The sequence below is a fragment of the Photorhabdus hainanensis genome, assembly GCF_018448965.1.
Lineage (GTDB): Bacteria > Pseudomonadota > Gammaproteobacteria > Enterobacterales > Enterobacteriaceae > Photorhabdus > Photorhabdus akhurstii.
The window spans coordinates 1-19,942 of the sequence record NZ_RCWD01000054.1 but is presented as its reverse complement, the minus strand read 5'-3'; the positions used below and the strand labels follow the sequence as shown (position 1 = coordinate 19,942).

At 43.9% G+C, this 19,942-nt stretch carries 10 protein-coding genes and 1 pseudogene; 3 read left to right on the top strand and 8 right to left on the bottom strand.

Annotated elements, in window-relative coordinates:
• Positions 1 to 53: 53 nt before the first annotated feature.
• The 4 genes from argH to argC form a co-directional block, all read right to left on the bottom strand.
• Complete coding sequence (gene argH / locus EAE92_RS22155; protein ID WP_214069619.1) at positions 54 to 1,433, bottom strand: argininosuccinate lyase; 1,380 nt, start codon at positions 1,431 to 1,433, stop codon at positions 54 to 56.
• A gap of 153 nt (positions 1,434 to 1,586) precedes the next feature.
• Positions 1,587 to 2,801, bottom strand: a complete 1,215-nt coding sequence (locus EAE92_RS22150) for an argininosuccinate synthase (RefSeq protein ID WP_214069618.1) — start codon at positions 2,799 to 2,801, stop codon at positions 1,587 to 1,589.
• 68 nt (positions 2,802 to 2,869) lie between these two features.
• Positions 2,870 to 3,643 (bottom strand): acetylglutamate kinase, encoded by a 774-nt coding sequence (gene argB, locus EAE92_RS22145; protein WP_214069617.1) that lies wholly within the window; start codon positions 3,641 to 3,643, stop codon positions 2,870 to 2,872.
• Positions 3,644 to 3,668: 25 nt separating this feature from the next.
• Positions 3,669 to 4,673, bottom strand: a complete 1,005-nt coding sequence (gene argC / locus EAE92_RS22140) for an N-acetyl-gamma-glutamyl-phosphate reductase (RefSeq protein WP_214069616.1) — start codon at positions 4,671 to 4,673, stop codon at positions 3,669 to 3,671.
• Positions 4,674 to 4,775: 102 nt separating this feature from the next.
• Between argC and argE the strand changes: the two genes are divergently transcribed.
• From argE to EAE92_RS22125, 3 genes are all read left to right on the top strand, one after another.
• The gene (gene argE / locus EAE92_RS22135; protein ID WP_214069615.1) at positions 4,776 to 5,933 is read left to right on the top strand and encodes an acetylornithine deacetylase; all 1,158 of its coding nucleotides are present in this window, start codon (positions 4,776 to 4,778) and stop codon (positions 5,931 to 5,933) included.
• A gap of 282 nt (positions 5,934 to 6,215) precedes the next feature.
• Positions 6,216 to 8,852, top strand: a complete 2,637-nt coding sequence (gene ppc, locus EAE92_RS22130; RefSeq protein ID WP_214069614.1) for a phosphoenolpyruvate carboxylase — start codon at positions 6,216 to 6,218, stop codon at positions 8,850 to 8,852.
• 308 nt (positions 8,853 to 9,160) lie between these two features.
• Positions 9,161 to 9,739 carry a YolA family protein gene (locus tag EAE92_RS22125; protein WP_036814526.1) on the top strand — a complete coding sequence of 193 codons (579 nt, stop codon included), beginning with the start codon at positions 9,161 to 9,163 and terminating at the stop codon, positions 9,737 to 9,739.
• 294 nt (positions 9,740 to 10,033) lie between these two features.
• Here EAE92_RS22125 and EAE92_RS22120 read toward each other — a convergent pair whose 3' ends face one another.
• From EAE92_RS22120 to EAE92_RS22105, 4 genes and pseudogenes are all read right to left on the bottom strand, one after another.
• On the bottom strand, positions 10,034 to 10,429 hold the full coding sequence (locus EAE92_RS22120; RefSeq protein WP_214069613.1) for a type III secretion system chaperone: 396 nt from the start codon (positions 10,427 to 10,429) through the stop codon (positions 10,034 to 10,036).
• A 2-nt stretch (positions 10,430 to 10,431) separates the two neighbouring features.
• The gene (locus EAE92_RS22115) at positions 10,432 to 11,340 is read right to left on the bottom strand and encodes a hypothetical protein (protein ID WP_339959419.1); all 909 of its coding nucleotides are present in this window, start codon (positions 11,338 to 11,340) and stop codon (positions 10,432 to 10,434) included.
• A 1,251-nt stretch (positions 11,341 to 12,591) separates the two neighbouring features.
• A pseudogene (gene tcbA / locus EAE92_RS25070) lies at positions 12,592 to 19,697 on the bottom strand (insecticidal toxin complex protein TcbA); the annotation flags it as partial.
• A gap of 5 nt (positions 19,698 to 19,702) precedes the next feature.
• Positions 19,703 to 19,942: transposase (locus EAE92_RS22105; RefSeq protein ID WP_214066812.1), on the bottom strand; the 240-nt coding region annotated here is incomplete at its 5' end.

Here is a 19,942-nt window from a genome sequence, read left to right as displayed (position 1 = left end):
AAAGATTGCATTTATTTTACAGGGGATAGATTAATCCCCCCTGCTGATAATGGCTAACTTAATTTTAGCCTCTGTTTAGCCTCTACAATCGCTTTCATCACCTGTTTTTGCGATACGCCACCCTTTGCAAGGCGTTTGTCCAGACAAGATTGCAGAGACAAAATATCATATACATCATCAGTAATTACACTACTGAACTTCTGCAACTCCGCCAATGACAACGCTTCCAGCGCCTTACCCTGAGCAAGCGCCATAATCACAATTTCCCCAACAATATGGTGAGCTTCACGGAATGGAACCCCTTTTACCACCAAATAGTCAGCTAATTCAGTCGCGTTAGCATAACCCTGTTTAGCTGCTTCTGCGCAACGTGAACGCCTGACCTGAATGCCATCTAACACCAACGCTGCCATATGCAAACAATCTAGCCAAGTGTCCAGCGCATCAAATAACCCTTCTTTATCCTCCTGCATATCTTTATTATAGGCCAACGGCAGACCTTTCAACGTCATCATCATGCCGGTCAATGCTCCCTGCACCCGGCCACATTTCCCACGGATTAACTCCAGCGCATCCGGGTTTTTCTTCTGTGGCATCAGAGAAGAACCGGAAGTGACTCGATCTGACAGTTCAATAAATCCTGCTTCACCGCTATTAAAGAAAATGAGGTCTTCCGCAAAACGGGAAAGATGGCCCATACTGATACTGGCATTAGATAGCAGTTCCAATACATGGTCACGATCTGAAACACTATCCAGGCTGTTACGTGTCGCTGAAGCAAAACCTAGCCATGATGCCAGTTGTTCGCGATCAATATCATAAGCGGTTCCAGCCAATGCACCACACCCAAGCGGGCTGGTATTCAGCCGCTTTAAAGTATCCTGTAACCGACTTTCATCACGAACCAACATTTCCACATATGCCAAACACCAGTGAGCAAATGTGATAGGCTGCGCTCTTTGCAGATGGGTATAGCCCGGCATCACCGCATCCTGATTATTCTCCGCAGTAATCACCAACGCCTGCTGTAACTCCACAATTGCCTGATGGAGATGTGAAATGTATTCTTTACACCAAAGCTTGAGATCTGTCGCCACTTGATCGTTACGACTACGGCCAGTATGGAGCTTCTTACCCAGGTCGCCAATTTTACTGATTAACTGCCCTTCTACCCAACTATGGATATCTTCTGCATCACTTTGCAAGATGGCTTGTGGATTAGCCTGAACCTCATTCAGCAATTCATTTAATGCCAACTCCAGTTTTTGTTGCTCCTCAACGGTTAGCACACCAACCGTTACCAGCGCTTTCGACCATGCAACTGAACCGGTAATATCTTGTTCCGCCAACCGGTAATCAAAGCGAAGTGAATCGTTAAATTGTTTGAACCGTTGATCTGCTTTCTGACTGAAACGCCCGCCCCAGAGTGCCATATTTTCGTTCCTGATTATCTGATGTCTGAGTGATTGATGACCTTTTATAAACAGCAATTTCATTTTCAATTATGGAGATAATAGACTAGAGAAATCAAATACAAGGATGAATTTACGATCTGGTCATTATCTCCATAACTACGAACAATGAAATTACTCTTTACTATTTAACGCCCGAATACGCGAAGGGAGAGAATACAGACGGATAAACCCTGCTGCATGGCTGTGATCATAAACCTCATCTTCACCAAACGTTGCAAACGCTTCAGAATAAAGGCTATTTGCTGATCTCTTCTGGATCGCTGTCACTTGGCCTTTATAGAGTTTCAGCACGACTTCACCGCTGACATCCACAGCCAACATCTCAGCGGCTGCCTGAATAGAGTGACGTAACGGGGCAAACCAACGTCCATCATAAACAACATAGGACATTTCCAGTCCAAGCTGCTGACGCCATTTAAAGCTATCGCGATCCAGAACCAGTTGTTCAACACCACGCAACGCGGCCATCATAATGGTTCCTCCCGGTGTTTCATAACAACCACGAGATTTCATTCCCACCAGCCGGTTTTCTACGATATCGATCCGACCGATACCATGTTTTGCTCCCAGAGCATTCAGCATTTCAAGGCATTGATATGGAGACATCACCTTGCCGTTAACCCCAACAACCTCGCCTCTCTCAATGGTGACACTGACCAATTCAGCTTCATCTGGCGCCTCTTCTGGAGCGACTGTCCACACCCAACAATCTTTATTGGATGCATTCCAGGTGCTTTCCAATACGCCGCCTTCGGTAGAGATATGCCACGCATTCTCATCACGGCTGTAAATTTTCTCTAATGTCGCAGTGGTTGGAATATCTCGCGCTTTCAGATAATCCAACAACGCCTCACGGGAACGCAAATCCCACTCTCTCCACGGCGCGACGACTTTTAGCTGAGGAGCTAATGCCGTATAAGTGCTTTCAAACCGAACCTGATCGTTACCCTTACCTGTTGCGCCATGAGCAAGTGCATCCGCCCCCACTTTCAATGCCAATTCAACCTGTGCTTTAGCAATAATTGGTCGTGCCATTGAAGTGCCCAATAAATAGCTACCCTCATACAAAGCGCCAGTTTTCAGCACCGGATAAACATAATCTTTAATAAACTCCTCACGCAAATCCACAACATGACATTCTGATGCGCCAGAGCGTAAAGCTTTCTGCTCCACGCCCTCCAGATCTTCACGGCTTTGTCCCACATCGGCGACAAACGCAACAACTTCACAGTTATCATAATGCTCTTTCAGCCAAGGAATAATGGCAGAAGTATCCAGACCACCAGAATAAGCAAGAACGATCTTTTTAATATCTTTAGTATGCATGAAGTTACCCTTTGAAATTTCGTTGTTATTTATCAGCAAAGCTTTGCCGAAAATTAATCAAACTTAATTTAAGCCAGAATACGAGTACCGACGGGAACACCGTTAAACAGGTCGGTCAGTTGATCTGCATGACGCCAACTAGCAATATCTACCGGGCGACCTAATGTCCTGGCGGCATCTAGAGCTGCATCCACCTTCACAATCATGCCGTCAGTAATGATGCCGTGTGCAATAAGTTGTTCTGCTTTTTCAGCATTTATGTCAGGAATTTTCTGCCCTTTACCATCCAAAATACCGCTAACATCAGAGAGCAATACCAAATCAGCGCCTAGTGTCTGAGCTATCGCTGTTGCTGCCTGATCGGCATTCACATTCATCAACTCTCCTTTATCTGTTACCCCAATCGAACTGATAATGGGTATGTAACCTGCATCCAATAGCGTTTTCAGCAACTTAGCATCGCCCGGCATCGCTTTCCCCACATGCCCCAACTCTTCATTCAGTTGGGAAACTCTGACCACATTACCATCTCCTAAATATAATCCAACTGATGCAAGTTGATATTTAGTCGCCCACGACAACAAGGTCTTATTGGCTATACCCGCTAACGCTCCCGTAATCATCCCAATTTGATCAGCGGGTGTTACCCGCAATCCTTGTTTCTTCTCTATCGGTAGCTGCAACTTCTGCATCAACTCATCCACCAGACAGCCACCGCCATGAACAATAACCAACTGGCGTTTATGCGTTTGTCGATATTCCTGCAATGCAGTAAACACGCGTTCCAATGCTTCTTCATTATCCAGTAACACGCCACCTAATTTTATGACTAAAGGTTCCATCTGCTTTACTCCTTCATGTCAATCATTAAAGTAATGCCTGAGTTTCTTCAAACCCAAAACGTATATTCATACACTGAACCGCCTGAGCTGCCGCCCCTTTCAAAAGATTATCCTCAGTACCTACAACAATCAGGTGGTCACCCTGTACAACAAAACCGATATCACAGAACGGCAGCCCAACAACGGATTTCAATGCCGGTACTCCTTTTCTGTAGAGCCTCACCAATGGCTTATCTTTGTATGCTTGCTGATAAACTTCATTTATCTGTTCTGCGGTAACACCCAGCTTCAATTTACAGGTAATTGTGGCAAGAATACCCCGTGCGAAATTGCCAAGATGCGGAGTAAAAATCACTCTGGTTCCCAAATGTTCCTCAATTTCCGGTTGATGACGATGGGTAAATATTCCATAAGGTTGTAAGCTGATTTCGCAGAAACTGTTGGTGATACTGGCTTTCCGACCTGCGCCGCTCACGCCACTGGTAGCATTAATCACTGGCCAATGTTTGGTATCCAGCAAACTATTTTCCAATAGTGGTTTCAGAGAGAGTTGAGAAACTGTTGGGTAACATCCCGGTACAGCAACCAATTGGGCCTGTTTGATCTTTTCAGCCTGCCATTCGGCAAGTCCATATACTGCTTGTGCTAACCATTCGGTATGCTTATGTTTAAATCCGTAGTATTGTTGATAAATCTGAGCATTTTGTACGCGATAGGCACCGGAGAGATCGAACACAATGCAACCTGCCGCCAGAAATAACGGCGCAATGTCATGACTGACTTCATGGGCTGTGGCAAGGAAAACCACATCAATCCCTTTAGCAACATTAATAATATCAGTCAGCGGTTGCAGCGGCAGATCAACAATGCCTTTATACTGTGGATGTAAATCTGAGAAACATTTATCTGCATCAACACTCTGAGCAGAAACCATTAGTCCAACCAGATTTATATGCGGGTGACGATGCAGATATGCTGCCAATTCTGCTCCGGTGTAACCACTTGCACCAACAACCAGCGTATTCAACATAGGATATCTTTACCTTGTGCTCAGTATGTAAACGGGATAATGCATTTTTATTCAAAAAAAATGCATGAATATTGATACTATCATGAATAAAGGCTGTCAACAGTGAATATCAAATTACCTCCATTTATTGAGTTATTTCGGCAACTAATCGCAACTCCCTCTATCAGCGCCACCGATATCAGTATTGACCAGAGTAATGAATCTCTCATCAACCTACTGGCAAGTTGGTTAAAGGAAATTGGTTTCGAGATTGAGATACAACCCGTCCCCGAGACCCACGGAAAATACAATCTACTGGCGACGCTGGGGAGTGGCCCAGGTGGATTACTCCTATGTGGGCACACTGATACTGTCCCCTTTGATGAAGGACTCTGGGCTAAAGATCCCTTCACCCTGACAGAACGAGATAACAAACTGTATGGTTTAGGTACAGCAGATATGAAAGGCTTTTTCGCCTTTATTATTGATGCATTGCGAGACATTGATGTCAGTAGAATAACCCGTCCGCTGTACATTCTGGCAACCGCAGATGAAGAGACAACAATGGCGGGAGCCCGCTATTTTGCCGCAAGTACCACTATTCGACCGGATTTCGCTATTATTGGTGAACCGACCTCATTGCATCCTATCTGCGCACATAAAGGACATTTATCGAACGCTATCCGCATTGTTGGTCAATCCGGGCATTCCAGTGATCCAGACCGTGGTATAAACGCCATTGATTTGATGCACGAATCTATTGGGCACTTGATTGAACTACGCAATACGCTAAAAGAGCGCTATAACAACCCGGCATTTGCCATTCCATATCCAACCATGAATTTCGGCTATATTCACGGAGGTGACGCAGTAAACCGTATTTGTGCCCATTGTGAATTGCATATGGATATTCGCCCATTACCGGGACTAACGTTACAGGATCTGAACGGACTGCTAAATGAAGCACTGGAACCAGTGAAACAACGTTGGCCTGGCCGCTTAACTATCGATGAATTACATGCTCCCATTCCCGGTTATGCATGCCCAACCGATCACAAGATGATTGATGTGATAGAGAAACTGCTAGGCCGCAAGGCTGAAACGGTCAACTACTGTACCGAAGCTCCATTCATTCAGGAATTATGCCCAACGTTAGTCCTTGGCCCAGGCTCTATTGAACAGGCGCATCAACCAGATGAATTTATTGATATGTCATTTATTGAGCCCACCAGAAAGATAATTTCCCAATTAATAGATCATTTTTGTCTAAGCAATAATTGATTTTTTTATTCGTCCCCCAGAAATCAAGGGGGACTCAAGCATCATAACAAGCAACAAAAGCACCTTCCCTAAGCCTTCTGCGTATAAGTAATACTTATAGAACGTGACCTGCCATTAAATTTTAGAAATTTCGCCAAAACTGATGATTTTCTGATATGAATATGAAGGTTTAGGGTAAATGCAACACTGTGGCGACACAAAAAACAACTTTCCGTCACTTAAATGAAATTTTTCTACAGGAACAGAACCAACATTCTGCCAGCAATAAAGGCCAAGAGTCATATGAACCAACAATATTCCGCAATGCGTAGTAATGTCAGCATGCTAGGTAAGCTGCTCGGAGACACAATCAAAGAAGCGTTAGGAGAAGATATTCTCGATAAAGTCGAGACTATCCGTAAATTATCCAAATCATCCCGCGCAGGCAACGAAATAGATCGCCAGCAACTATTATCTACCTTGCAAAACCTATCTAATGATGAACTATTGCCAGTTGCCCGCGCTTTCAACCAATTTCTCAACCTAACAAACGTTGCAGAACAGTATCACAGCATCTCCCCACATGGTGAAGCTGCCAGTAATCCCGTTGCGTTAGCGAAATTATTCACCCAGTTAAAAGAAAAAAATTTCAATAACGATGATCTGAAAAAAGCGGTCAATGAGCTGTCTATTGAACTGGTCCTCACCGCTCACCCTACTGAAATCGCGCGTCGTACATTAATTCACAAGCTGGTGGCAGTTAACACTTGTCTATCGCAACTCGATCACGATGATCTGGCAGATTATGAGCGTAACAACATTATGCGTCGTCTGCGTCAATTAGTTGCCCAGTCATGGCATACCGATGAAATCCGTAAAATTCGGCCAACTCCAATTGATGAAGCTAAGTGGGGCTTCGCTATGGTGGAAAACAGCTTGTGGGAGGGTGTACCGGCATTCCTGCGCGAATTTAATGAACAACTGGAAGAGTCAATTGATTATAGCCTGCCAGTTGAAGCGGTACCCATCCGCTTTACTTCCTGGATGGGCGGCGACCGTGACGGTAATCCAAATGTAACGGCTGAAGTGACTCATCATGTATTACTGCTTAGCCGCTGGAAAGCAGCCGATCTATTCCTGAAAGATATTCAGGTTCTGGTTTCTGAGCTATCTATGTCTGAATGTACACCCGAAGTTCGTAAGCTAGCAGGTGGTGATGAAATTCTGGAACCCTACCGAGAAATTGCTAAGAAATTGCGGACACAACTCAGCAATACATTGACCTATCTGGAGAAACAACTGAAAGGGGAGCAAGTTCTGCCACCAACTGATCTGCTGGTGGATAATGAACAGCTCTGGCAACCACTTTACGCCTGTTATCAGTCACTAAAGACCTGCGGGATGGAAATCATTGCCAATGGTCAGCTATTAGATATCTTGCGCCGTATCCGCTGCTTTGGCCTGTCGCTGGTACGCATTGATGTGCGCCAAGAAAGTACCCGCCATACAACCGCCATTTCTGAATTAACGCAATATCTGGAATTAGGTAACTACGCCAGTTGGTCAGAAGAAGAGAAACAGGCTTTCCTACTGCATGAACTTAATTCCAAACGTCCACTGATCCCACATAACTGGCAACCAAGCGCTGAAACGCAAGAAGTTTTCGCAACCTGTAAAGTCATTGCAGAGTCACCACAAGACGCTATTGCCGCTTACGTTATCTCAATGGCTAAAGTACCTTCTGATGTATTAGCGGTTCACTTACTACTGAAAGAAGTCGGTTGTCCGTTCACCTTACCCGTTGCACCGCTATTCGAAACCCTTGATGACCTGAATAATGCTGAAAATGTCATTCAGCAATTGATGGATATTAAGTGGTATCGCGCTCTGATTCAGGACAAACAGATGGTGATGATTGGTTATTCTGATTCAGCGAAAGATGCCGGAGTGATGGCTGCGGCATGGGCGCAATACCGAGCACAGGATGCCTTGATTAAAGTTTGTGAAAAAGAAGGCGTTACGCTGACTTTGTTCCACGGTCGCGGAGGTACCATTGGTCGTGGCGGTGCGCCAGCACATGCAGCACTGCTTTCCCAACCACCGGGAAGCTTAAAAGGTGGCCTACGTGTAACTGAACAGGGTGAAATGATCCGCTTTAAATTCGGTCTGCCACAGGTCACTATCAGTAGCTTAGCCTTATATGCCAGTGCAATTCTGGAAGCAAACCTACTACCACCACCGGAGCCTAAACTGGAATGGCATCAGGTGATGGATACCCTATCTGATGTTTCCTGCAAGATGTATCGTGATTATGTGCGTGAACAGCCCGATTTTGTGCCTTATTTCCGCGCTGCAACGCCAGAACAGGAATTAGCTAAATTGCCTTTAGGTTCTCGTCCAGCCAAACGTCATCCGGCGGGTGGCGTGGAAAGTTTACGCGCTATCCCGTGGATTTTCGCCTGGACACAGAATCGCCTAATGTTGCCAGCCTGGTTAGGTGCAGGTGCTGCGCTACAAAAAGTTGTCAATGATGGGAAGCAGGATGTACTAGCAGAAATGTGCCGTGACTGGCCTTTCTTTACCACTCGCATTGGTATGTTGGAAATGGTCTTCGCTAAAGCCGACTTGTGGCTAGCGGAGTATTATGATCATCGTCTGGTAGATAAGAACTTATGGCCGTTAGGCCAGAAACTGCGCGAACAACTTTCCGCAGATATTAAGACGGTATTAACCATTTCTAAAGATGAACACCTGATGGCAGATCTACCGTGGATTGCAGAATCAATCGCCCTACGTAATGTTTACACTGATCCATTAAACGTCTTACAGGCAGAACTATTACTGCGTTCCCGTCAACAGCAGCATCCCGATCCTCAGGTTGAACAAGCGTTGATGGTAACCATTGCCGGTATCGCAGCGGGAATGCGAAATACAGGTTAGTCGCTGTCAGGAGGAGACAATCTCAGCGCGATTGTAGTGATATTATTGAGCACAGTACTGGCATTTTCCCCAAACACGCCAGTACAAAATGTGCTCAATAGACAACAAAAAAGAGGTTAGTTCTCACCAGGTGAAAGGTAATTGAAGAAATATTCCTTATTATTTATCCACCTTTGTTCCTCAGTGAAATAAGCAAGCAAACAATCACCTCCGCAAAAATTTCGATCATTACATAAATAAAATTTAATAATGTGATTTTCGCTCACTTCCCTAAAATTGGATTTTTCCATTTCTAAGAGAATTCAATAATGAAGAAAAATAAACTTGCTATGCTGTTATCTCTTGCTTCCTTGTTTGGCATTAATGCCTATGCCCAAACAGAGCAACCGAAGGAGGTCTCTACTGCTCAAAACGCCCTGGCAGCGCAATCTCAGCTACTGCCTAATCCTGAGAGCCCAATCCGAGCTGAAGAGAAGGAACTCAACACTAAGTCTGAGGTAGCTTACGTTGCCGCGCCTCCGCTAACCAATATGTGGGTCTATGCCGTTGGCTCAACGAATTGCGGATGGGAATACACTTCCAACTTACCGGTGACGAACTGCAATCACGGAGGATATCAGCTCCGCGCCGCCGTTCTGGAAATTGGCTATGGATATAATTCCTTTGCTTGGATGAACGGCGGTACACTGCCATACTCGCTGTACTCTTCTACACCAGTGTGCATTACAAACGGGCAATACAATTGGCCATGTGCTGCGGGCCAAATTGTGGTTGGCTTCCTGAAAGAATACAGCCTCGATGGCTACCAAAATGGTATCTTCAGCTACCAGAACACTTCTGCTAATTGGCCTCGAAATACCATGTCAACGCAGATCAGCATTCTTTGACCTGCTGAAATCCATTTAAGAGTCTATTAAGAGGGGCGGGAAACCGCCCTTGTTCATTCTTACGCACAGGTATCGACGCCGATAGTTTAACTTCGTAATTAGGAAATTATATAAAATTAATTTAAAAGTTTACCTCGGTGAATTTCTCACAAATTATTTCCGTCAGGCTCCCCCGTAGGAGAACCTGTACCCAGTAATAACATTACTAGTCAGCGAGTGGTATAACGAATGCACAAAATAATATCGCTCGTGGCTTGCAATAACACACCTGATTAATCTCTTAAAGTTTTTCGCCTAAACTTTGTGCCACGAATTCCCTTGAATACTGAATGTCGGCCATTCTTGGCTTTCAGTGATAGGGGCCGTAGCTGTAAGGTTCCTGGCTTGCTGTAACATCCGCTCGACCAAGTTGACCAACAACTCAGCATCCAGCCTCTCCAACCATTCACGGCTCCAGAGCAGAGTCTCACCCTCACCGCTACGGCTCAGTTGCAATGATGGCCAATCGGCCAGTGTAGCCAACGAACAAGGTTCGACATTACCTAGCGGAATAAACAAAGTTACCAACTCATCGCGTTGGCGGATATGCAAACTAAAAGGGCCGAGCAGCAGATCGAGTCCCTCCGAATGTAGAGATTCTTCGGCCTGCCCAAGGCGTCGGCACAGTTCTGATAATAAGGAATTGAACATGGTTACTCTTTATGGTTGTCAAACACAGATTCAGTCGGCGGCCACAGGTTAGCGATCGGAGGATTACTCGGCGTACCTTGCAATCTACCACCTATGGTAGCAGCCCAAGGATCGATGACGTGTGCTTGCTTACCCCAAGTTTCGGGTTTGTTAAGCTCACTATTGGGATCGCGCCCGACCACTACGAAGCAGTGGGTCTGGGTATGCCCCTTGGAGCCACGATGAGCGACTACCTCAACGCGCTGCTGGTCGCCTTGATTGTGTTTCACCAGTTCGGCTGCCGCAGAATAAGCCAAAGTGGTGCAGCAACCAGCTTGGGCTTGGGCGACACGGGCGGCGATAGATTGCAGTTGGTTGAGACTGACGTTGCCTTGTTTAGCGGCGATAGCTGCCATATTGGACATCATGTTGGCCTGACTGTTATCCCTCAGGCGATCCGGGTTGCCATTGAATAACTTCAATCTCTCCATGATTTGCTGATAATGAGGATTCTGCTTGCTGACGAAAGTGCCGGCATCAGTGCATGCGTAAGTTCCCATCTTCTGTAAAGCTGGCATAGCCTGCTGCAACATAGCTTGGGGACCGGTCGTCATCACCTTCGGCTGGAAAGTGCGCACCATAGCGCCTTGTTCTGCCAGAGCCTGTTTAAGCTCGGCAAGGCGGGTGCTACGGGCGGCTACCTCTTTAGGGTGGTGGTTCTCCCAGTGCTGGATGGCATCTTGCACCCGTTGGGCTTGCGCGCTGTTGGGAGCACTCTGCAACTGGCGCAATTCGGCGATCAAGTGCTTGAGATCCGAGCTCTGGAAATGCAGCGAGCCACGTCGGACAGACTGTTCAAACAAGCGGTTGCCCTGTTCGAGTAGGGGAGAAGATACGGTGTGCTGAGGAGCTTGCGTTTGGCTAAGTGGCACATGACCGCTGATGGATGAAATTGGCATAACCTTTTCCAACATAAATTGAATTAATTAAGGGCATCTTAGTATTTTTCCTGTCCTGCTTATGTAAAAAAGTGACCCGATTTTTATCTGTTTTAGATGTCAGAGGAGAAGGATTATCCGGGGATAGGTGTCTAGGATTATTGAACCACAACAGTTCATACTGGACGAAGGCTTATGGCGGACTTTACTTATTAAACCGAGATAATCTAACAATGACAATGTAGTGTGGGGATACAAACAAGTTCTTGAGTTTATCGTTTTTACTATATTTGGAAGGCAGAAAGACATAACGTATCGTTTAAAACAAAAAACACGTGTTTCTAGAAAATCTAAGTAATAGAGATCTCTGGGATAATTAGAAAGGGTTTCACCCTTGCGCTTATTAGGCTTCAGGGTAAAACAGTGTAGACCAAATTCAACAATAAATTTATAGCTCTTCTCCGGCTTAATACACTCTTTTTCTTGAATGTAAGTGAATTCGAATTCATCAAGATGATTAAGTCTATATTCTTGACCATTAAAAGTAAAACCACCCCAGCTTTTAATAATTCCCTCCCTGAATTATGACATAAAAGTAATAATAACCATATATTATTCTGGAATTGAAAAAACGTCTCCAGAAAAATAGATATAAAGATTTTCACGCCAAATCGCCTTACAACTCTCCTCACATTTATACAATAATTAATAGTTATTCCACATTTAAATACTCTCAATTACTCATTAAATTAATCAAACTAAGTAACTTAAACAATATCATATAAATAAGCATAATTATCTCTACCCAATGGATATTATACAAAATAGTTATTTTTCGCAACACTCTTCATAAACAACCTTTAATTTATAATCAGGCACAAGACAGGAATACATGTACGTAAAATCTAAAACTTCTTTTTAGTTTAATCATTAATAATGATCATTTCAGGTACGATATCGAAATTATCAATTTATACCAAACCTTAAGCTAAGGTCCTAAAAGACCCATTCCAGGCCAATCAGAATCATCACAAGAGATCTCACCTTTTTACATTACACGCCTTTAAGAAAACAGAAAACAGAAAACAGAAAACAGAAAACAGAAAACAGAAAACAGATAGATTAAACTTAAATAATATAAAAACCTCAAGTTAATTTAAAAAATTATCTTCTATAAATATCTCATAAATTGCTTCTATCAGGCTCCCCCAAAAGAGAGCCTGTATTATATAATCGCGAAATTAATTAACGGATGGTATAACGAATATGCAAAATAATATCGCTCATAGTTTGCAATATTGCTTTCTGCTTGTCGGTAGCATTCGGAAATTGAAGATTCAGTGTACCCTGATCATCAAGAGCAATACCTTCAAATGGCAGGTATTTGCCGTCATTGAAATCCAACTGGAACTGACCACTATCATTGGTACCATGAGACACAGCCAACGCTGAACAACCTTTCGGCAATTGAGTACTGCCACCATAGCTGAGCATAGCCTGAACATCCTGATAAGGCCCAACCAATGCAGGTAGCGAAACACTGATTTGCTTAATACGACGAACCTTGTTGCTACCAACGATACTGTCTGGATAATCCGTTCCCAGTTTCAAGTCGGACAATTTGACCGAAGCTGACAGGATAGCATTAGCCAATGATAACCCATTTTCTTTAGTTCCTGCTGTTCCCTCCCCCTTATCCAATAATGCAGGTATTTGTTCCGCTAAATTAAAACGATCATTACCTTCCAGTGAATCATAAACCACTGCCAATGAAACCGTGCGTTCTACTTCCAAAGCGCGAGATTCCCATTTCAGATATGCCTCTTCCATTTGTGCCAGATTTTGTATCAAAGCTTCTCCACACAATAAGCCGGCGTAAGTTCCTTGCCATGCACCCGGTTTGACAAAGCTAATGGCATTATCATTAGCTTCCCATTGATAGGATTGCTCTGCCATCAGGCAACGTGATACGGCCAAGTCATAGAACTGGAAATAAATACCTGATAAACGCCCTCGTAACCAACTATATAACGCTTGATTACTGAATTTGCTTCTTAAGAAAGTAAGTTGTGCCTGCGCCTGAGCTTGCTGGGTTTTCAGGTACTCTTTTTGCATTTCAGCGGCTTCACGGCGAATAGACAGTGATTCCAGTTGCGCGTTTAACTGGTTAATCTCCGCTTGTGCGTTGTCACGCTGAATTTTCCATTCTTGACGGCGACGGCGATATATTTCCGACTGAGCAACTTTCTCCGCATCAACCATCTTGGCAGAAGCGCTCAACTCAATACCGTCAGCGATGGCATAGGCAATAGCACCATAATGCATGCCGCCATCAGCCAGGCCGAAGATATTTGGCGCCATATCAACACCCGCGCCTGCCATACGGGAAATCTGCGCTCCCTGAGACTCAATAGCAGATTCTGAGCGTAACGCCAGCGCTCGCTGCTCACCTGCGTTGATGTTCTCCTCATACAGTTGGCTATAGCTGTCAAACCGTTGTTGCACTCCAGCTAAAGAGACTTGCAAGGCGGTTTTTTCCGAATCCAGCTCTGCCAATTGGTTATCCTGCATACGCATACTGGTCAGTATTAACTCGCTGGCTTGGGTTTGCAGTAGTTGACTCATAGCTTCCGCATCCTGACGCTCACTGTAACCTAATAGTGAATTACCGAACTGTATAAGCTGGTTAACCAAGCCCCGTGCCCCTTCTAACATTTGAGGGAAGCGGTGAATAGTCAGCGGCGCTTTCGGCAAGTCAGCTCCCCCTTGAGAAGCTGAAACCGCCGCACTCAGTAAAGCTTTTGGATCAGCCGGTTTAGCATACAGCGGCAAGGAGAGCGGCTGGCCGTCAATCGACAGATTATGACGTAAATTAAACATACGCTGCGCCAGTGTCCGCCAGTAGCCTTTGAGCTTGCTATTTTCCTGCGGCAGGAATAAAGCGGTCAGGGAATTGGCTGTTCCCAGCAATGGGGTTTTTACCCTGCTATTGAGACGCAACTGGGTAAGCACTTGCTGACGAACCTGCTGTGTGGTTTTTGAAGCAGCATTGCCCAATGTTGGATTAACCCAAGTCGTGCTCAACATCACTTGTGGCTCGTCACCCAACAGGTTAAGAGCCTGTGTATACCACATTTTAGCCTCAGCCAGCGTATCACGCTCTAACTGACGATAAGCCGCATCACCACGGGCTATTAGCAGATCCAAAGTCGCCATAAAGGTAGCCACCTTGTAGTGCATCGGATCATCCTGAGCAACAGCATCCGGATCGGTGGAATCCAGTTGTTGCATATTCCAACTGGTGTCTTCTTCCAGCGGTCGCACGTTCCAGTGGTAGATAGCAATTTTACCATCAACAATATAACCGGACGGGCTCCAGACATAGCGGAACCAGTGGTTCGCCGCATCAAAATTCTGTTCCTGCAACAAACGATGAGCCATCATCATCGGCGTGTAATAGAACAGTTCCCAGAAGTAGAGAGCATTGGCGCCAGAGAAATCCATCGGTTCACTGTCGTTCTTTAATGCCTGTGCGGAAGAGAGGCCACTAAAGGTTTTATGATCGTTGCTGAGAAACCAACCGTGCGGATCTTTCTCATCAGTACGATCAAATAAGATCTTATCAGTCGTTCCCTTTTGGTATTTTGCACGTACCCATAAATGGTTTTTATTTCCATACGCTTCTATAAAATAGGGGAGAAAAACTTTCACAACAGTTTGGCTGGTTTCACTCAATTCCCCCTGATAAATAACAAAATTATCGCCATCTTTAAATATATCAGTATATTCAATCGCAAAGCTTTTATTAGTGCCATGAATAGACTCATCATATTTATCCAGAACAAGTTGTACATATGTACCGGCTCCTAATTGAGGTTCCTGAATATTCTGAGTTTCTATACTGAGCACTGCATCAATGCCACGATTAGCACGGCTAACCAACTGTTGAGCGAATAACGTATTCAAACGGGTACGATATGCACCAATTTGCATATATTGAACACCGTTATTTTCGCTATATAACGCAATCACGTTCTCAGTACCGAGAACTTTTTTAGTTACCGGGATAATAAAAGTTTCTGAACCCAAGAATCGGCCATCTTGTGCCGTAGCGGTGAAATCAATCTCAATATGTGCCTGATTGTCGATGAAATTTAAATTCTTACAATCTATTGTCAGGTTATTGAACTGATAAATCATCTCCTCAAAACTGGGTGCCGGTTGCTGAGGAACATAGGTACTATTATCAGCAGTAAAGATTTGATCGTCACCACCCGCTTTTATGGTGATTTTTACTTTATCACTATCAATGCCCGTATTGATATTAATCGGGTTGGATATTTTATAACTCGACCAATACCCACCAGTAACACTAATTACTTCAATCTCCTGGAGATTATAATAAAAATCTTTGTTACTGGTTCCAGCATCTATACATTGAGTTCCACCATTATAATCCGCTGTTTTATTGTCATCTTTCGAAGAAAAATACCATTTCTTATCTTCAGAGGAAGGGTTTTCATTATATATACAAATACTATCATCTGAGTTCTCGTCTTTTCCGAATTTAAACAATGGCACCAGATTAAAACGGTTTGCATCATCAAATGATGAATCATAAATTTATCACCTAATGAAGCGTATTGTTTCATAAGATTACATTGTATACGGCGGGTTCCCGCATATCCATTATGAATAATACTCAATGCCATATTGGTAGATAGCCTTAAATCTTCTGCCGCCGATTCAAAAGTAATATTAGGAACACTACCACCATAAAGCATGGTTAAACTGTGATCACCCCAAGAATAATTACTGTTACTTGTCACAGAGGAAGGAATTTCATAATCCTCCGCATAACGGTTATTAACTCTTCTGGTTATGACTTTTTTATTGTCGCTATCCGGATCTGCCATCACAGTATCAAATTGCGGATAACTGTTATTCCAATAGTTAGTTGCTTGTGCATTCGTCATATTGTCTGATGACATATCAGCGAAAATATATAGCCCAGTGACCGGCGCATTATTATCGGTATAGGAGCTATAACTACTCTGCATCGAATAGAACATAACTAATAGAGTGTCTTCCCCTTGATAACCAGTACAATACAACCCTAAAGATTCAGCAGCATCAGTACTCGACGTGTAATTTTTTACCTTTTCTGTCACATCAAAAGTAAATGGTGTATTCCAACTACCGTCGTAACGAATATGAGCCAGTTTTAAGTTATATTGATAAATCGTGGTTTTACCATCATCACTTTTCTTTGATTGCTGCTCCAGCCATAGCAGATATAAGCGGGACATATAAACAACCGGACGGATGATATTTTTCCAAGGATTGACAGCACAGGTAATTTTATTCCACTCACCCCAAGCATTAGCGGCAAACTTGCCATTTTCACATTTGCTGTGATCAACACTACGCCAGTAATACGTACCCGGAGCTGCTTGGTCGATACCGATAAAATAAGTTAATCCTTGATCCACATTCACATTATCGTGGTAAGCACTAATTACTTTCAGATTTGCTACCTGCTCAAAGCTGGTCAAATAAGTTTTGAAAGCATCTTCCACCGTATCCGCATTTAGCTGGCTCTGGTTGATGGATTGCAACAGCGCATCCATCATTTTGGTTTGCCCAATGCGCTGAGTGGGATCAACATAGTTTTCTGGATAATAGACCAGTTCAGAGACACCAGCCCAAGTGCTGTAACGTTTATTGTAACGTTCCCAGTCAGTGAAGAACTGACGGGTACTAACGTCCGATGCAAGCTGACCTTCATCTCGGTTTAAAGCCCGGTTAACGTACAGTTGAATACCGGCGATAGCTTCTGCAATACGTGAAGTGATCACATCGGCAGAAACCTGATTATCAATCAGCAAATAGGTATATAAACCGTTACGATCACGTACTCCAGCAGCACTATCGACAACAGCATTAATATAATAGTTACATAATGCCTTACTGAACGTCTCATCCAGTTTTTTCTGTGCCTGATTAGCATGATCAGCCATCAGCGCAGCCGCCGCAGCTTGCCAGGCAGCATAGTTATGATCTATCCCATATTTCAGGGCCATCATCCCTGCCAGATCCAGTGGAGAAACCGCCAAGGCCGAAGACATCTGTAACCATTGCAGAATAGCGTCAATCTGTGTCCAACTGGTCAGTTTTGTTAGATCCTGCTCCACCTGATTAGCTGCCATTTGTAGGAGAGACTCCTCCTTATTCATAGCTTGTGCTACATCGGTAACTGTCAAAGCTCCGTCTTTCAACGCCGCCAATATCAAGGAGGCATGTTGCCCCAAGCCATTAACCCAGGTATGAAAACCTTCCAAGGCCATCAGGGTTAACAGACCGTGATCCAGTACGCTTTTGCCTGCCACTAGCAGAGAAGATTGAGTCACGATCAGTGACAGTTCCGTTTCACTTAACCCAATACGACGATAGATCAGGCTCAATTGCGCCAGCACCTGAGCAAAGGTAATCACCTTCAAGCTGGTTGGTGCTGTTTGCACTTCTTTCCAAAACCCATCAACAGTTATTTGTACCGGTTGAATCTGGTCTATCCACAACAGCAGGTCATACGCAACTTCTTGAGAAGTCAAATGCAAAGCCGAAGTTAAGCAAGGCGCCATTGCTCTTTTCAGATCTTCCCCAATCAGACTCTCTTTGTCATGCAAAGTTGAAGACAACGTAGCCGTCAGATTGCTAATTTCTGGCGTTAAAGTGGTGCTGTAAGTGGCCGTGGTCATCAGAAACAGGTCGGTAACTGTCCATTTTTGGGTCTTCAACCATTGCGTGATCCACAACAATGTTTCTACTATTTTGGCTAAGTTATCGTCGGTAATCTGATAAATGTTGGTATCGCTATAGCCGCAAATCACCAACAAAATGTTCAATTCAGCAATAGTCAGGTTATGAATCTGGGCCAGCAAGCTAACCAAATACAGATCAGACAAATTCTCTAAGTTATTTTTGATAACACCGTCTTCTTTACGATCAGTGATCAATAACATCTGATACAACTCACTGGCGTTAACCTGAAACGCGCGTTTTAAAACCGCCTTGCGTTGATCATCACCGGTACTGTCTGGTTTAAGGTTCAGATCAGGATTAGGAAAGTGTTTGGAGTTGTCCTCACTGATTTCATAGCGAATACCATTGAGCGGCGGGTGATTAAATAGTTGCTCAAACTGGCTAAGCTGATTGCCAACAGCTTGCTGAGAGATATTAATATTAGCCAAAATAGCGGCAGTCTCTTCACTGATGCCATAACGATCAATATAGAATTTTACCCGATAAACCTTGTTTAATACCTCAACCGTGATGGATTTGGTGCTATTAACACTATCAACAATACGCTCCAACGTAGCAAAAGAGAGGCCGGTAGCTTTGAGCAACCGAATAGCCTTATTCATTTTAAGCAGGAAAGCTTTCGGGGAGTATTGGTCAATTTTAAAATTGGCGGCGGCAAAATTATAACTACCGCCATGCCATCTTTGTAATCCTATACTGAATATATCGCCAGAGTCGTTACGTTTGATTGTCGCTTGTGATTCATACTCCTGATTTATGACCATATCAGGATAAGGATTATGGGCAATCTCAGCCCAATCAGCGGAACCATCTTTATATTGCAGATAAAAATCATCCAAACCAAAACTATTGCTTAGATTGTATTTGATCAAATAATTGTCACCACCCTGTGGATACAGCTCAATATAATTCGTCTGACTGGTATAATTATCCGATGGCGTGCGGGTAACACGAACCACTTCCATCTTACCCGCACCATCGACCAACGGAATAACCAGAATATCACTGCTATATCCAACATGTGATAATGAAGTCGTCACGTAGGCAATATCTTCCGGTGAGACGCCATAATACCGGGCCAGATAACTTGGGGACATTAACTGAGCGGTGGTAATATCGCCAAAGTTTGTTTTATAAAGCGCATCAAGCGCGGCTTCATCTTTTTCCGGGATCTCCTCAATCAGCAAGTTATACAGTTCTGGCGAAATATGGGAGCTAATACCCAACAAAGTCACAGGATCGAGCTTAGCAGCAACAATGGGTGCCTGTGATAAATGACGAAATCCTGGATCACGTTCATGAACGATTTCACGAACAGTTTCATAAGCGTGATGATAAGGTGTCTCTCCACTTAAACGATAAGTTGACAACATATCCATCACTTCATCTTGTGATTTTCCTGTTTTTGTTTCGATCCCGGCAAGGCACAATTCATTAGAGAGAGCCAGCGTTGAAATTTCCTCATCCATATTTTTCTGGCTGAGCATTAGGCTTGCTAAATCCGGGCGACGTTTATCCAGATAATAAATCCTGATTACCATCGAATCTCAGCTAGCTTGAGTAAATACTCAGGTATAGGTGCTGCCCGGATACATGAATAAATAAGCTGTTCGAATGTTTTTTTAAGGTTAAAGCGCCAATTGAACCTGAAACAGAATTCGGCAAGATAACGAGGTAAATACTTTTTGCTAATCGAATGATATGTTCCGCGTATCGAATTTTTTACATTACTTATCATTGTGTTAACCCACTGAAAATAAGGAAGCTTAACACT

Excerpts from the sequence above, each read along its gene's own strand:
- ppc (WP_214069614.1), top strand. The coding sequence starts at position 6,216 with ATGAACCAACAATATTCCGCAATGCGTAGTAATGTCAGCATGCTAGGT.
- argH (WP_214069619.1), bottom strand. The coding sequence starts at position 1,433 with ATGGCACTCTGGGGCGGGCGTTTCAGTCAGAAAGCAGATCAACGGTTC.
- argC (WP_214069616.1), bottom strand. The coding sequence starts at position 4,673 with ATGTTGAATACGCTGGTTGTTGGTGCAAGTGGTTACACCGGAGCAGAA.
- EAE92_RS22125 (WP_036814526.1), top strand. The coding sequence starts at position 9,161 with ATGAAGAAAAATAAACTTGCTATGCTGTTATCTCTTGCTTCCTTGTTT.
- EAE92_RS22150 (WP_214069618.1), bottom strand. The coding sequence starts at position 2,801 with ATGCATACTAAAGATATTAAAAAGATCGTTCTTGCTTATTCTGGTGGT.
- EAE92_RS22120 (WP_214069613.1), bottom strand. The coding sequence starts at position 10,429 with ATGTTCAATTCCTTATTATCAGAACTGTGCCGACGCCTTGGGCAGGCC.
- argB (WP_214069617.1), bottom strand. The coding sequence starts at position 3,643 with ATGGAACCTTTAGTCATAAAATTAGGTGGCGTGTTACTGGATAATGAA.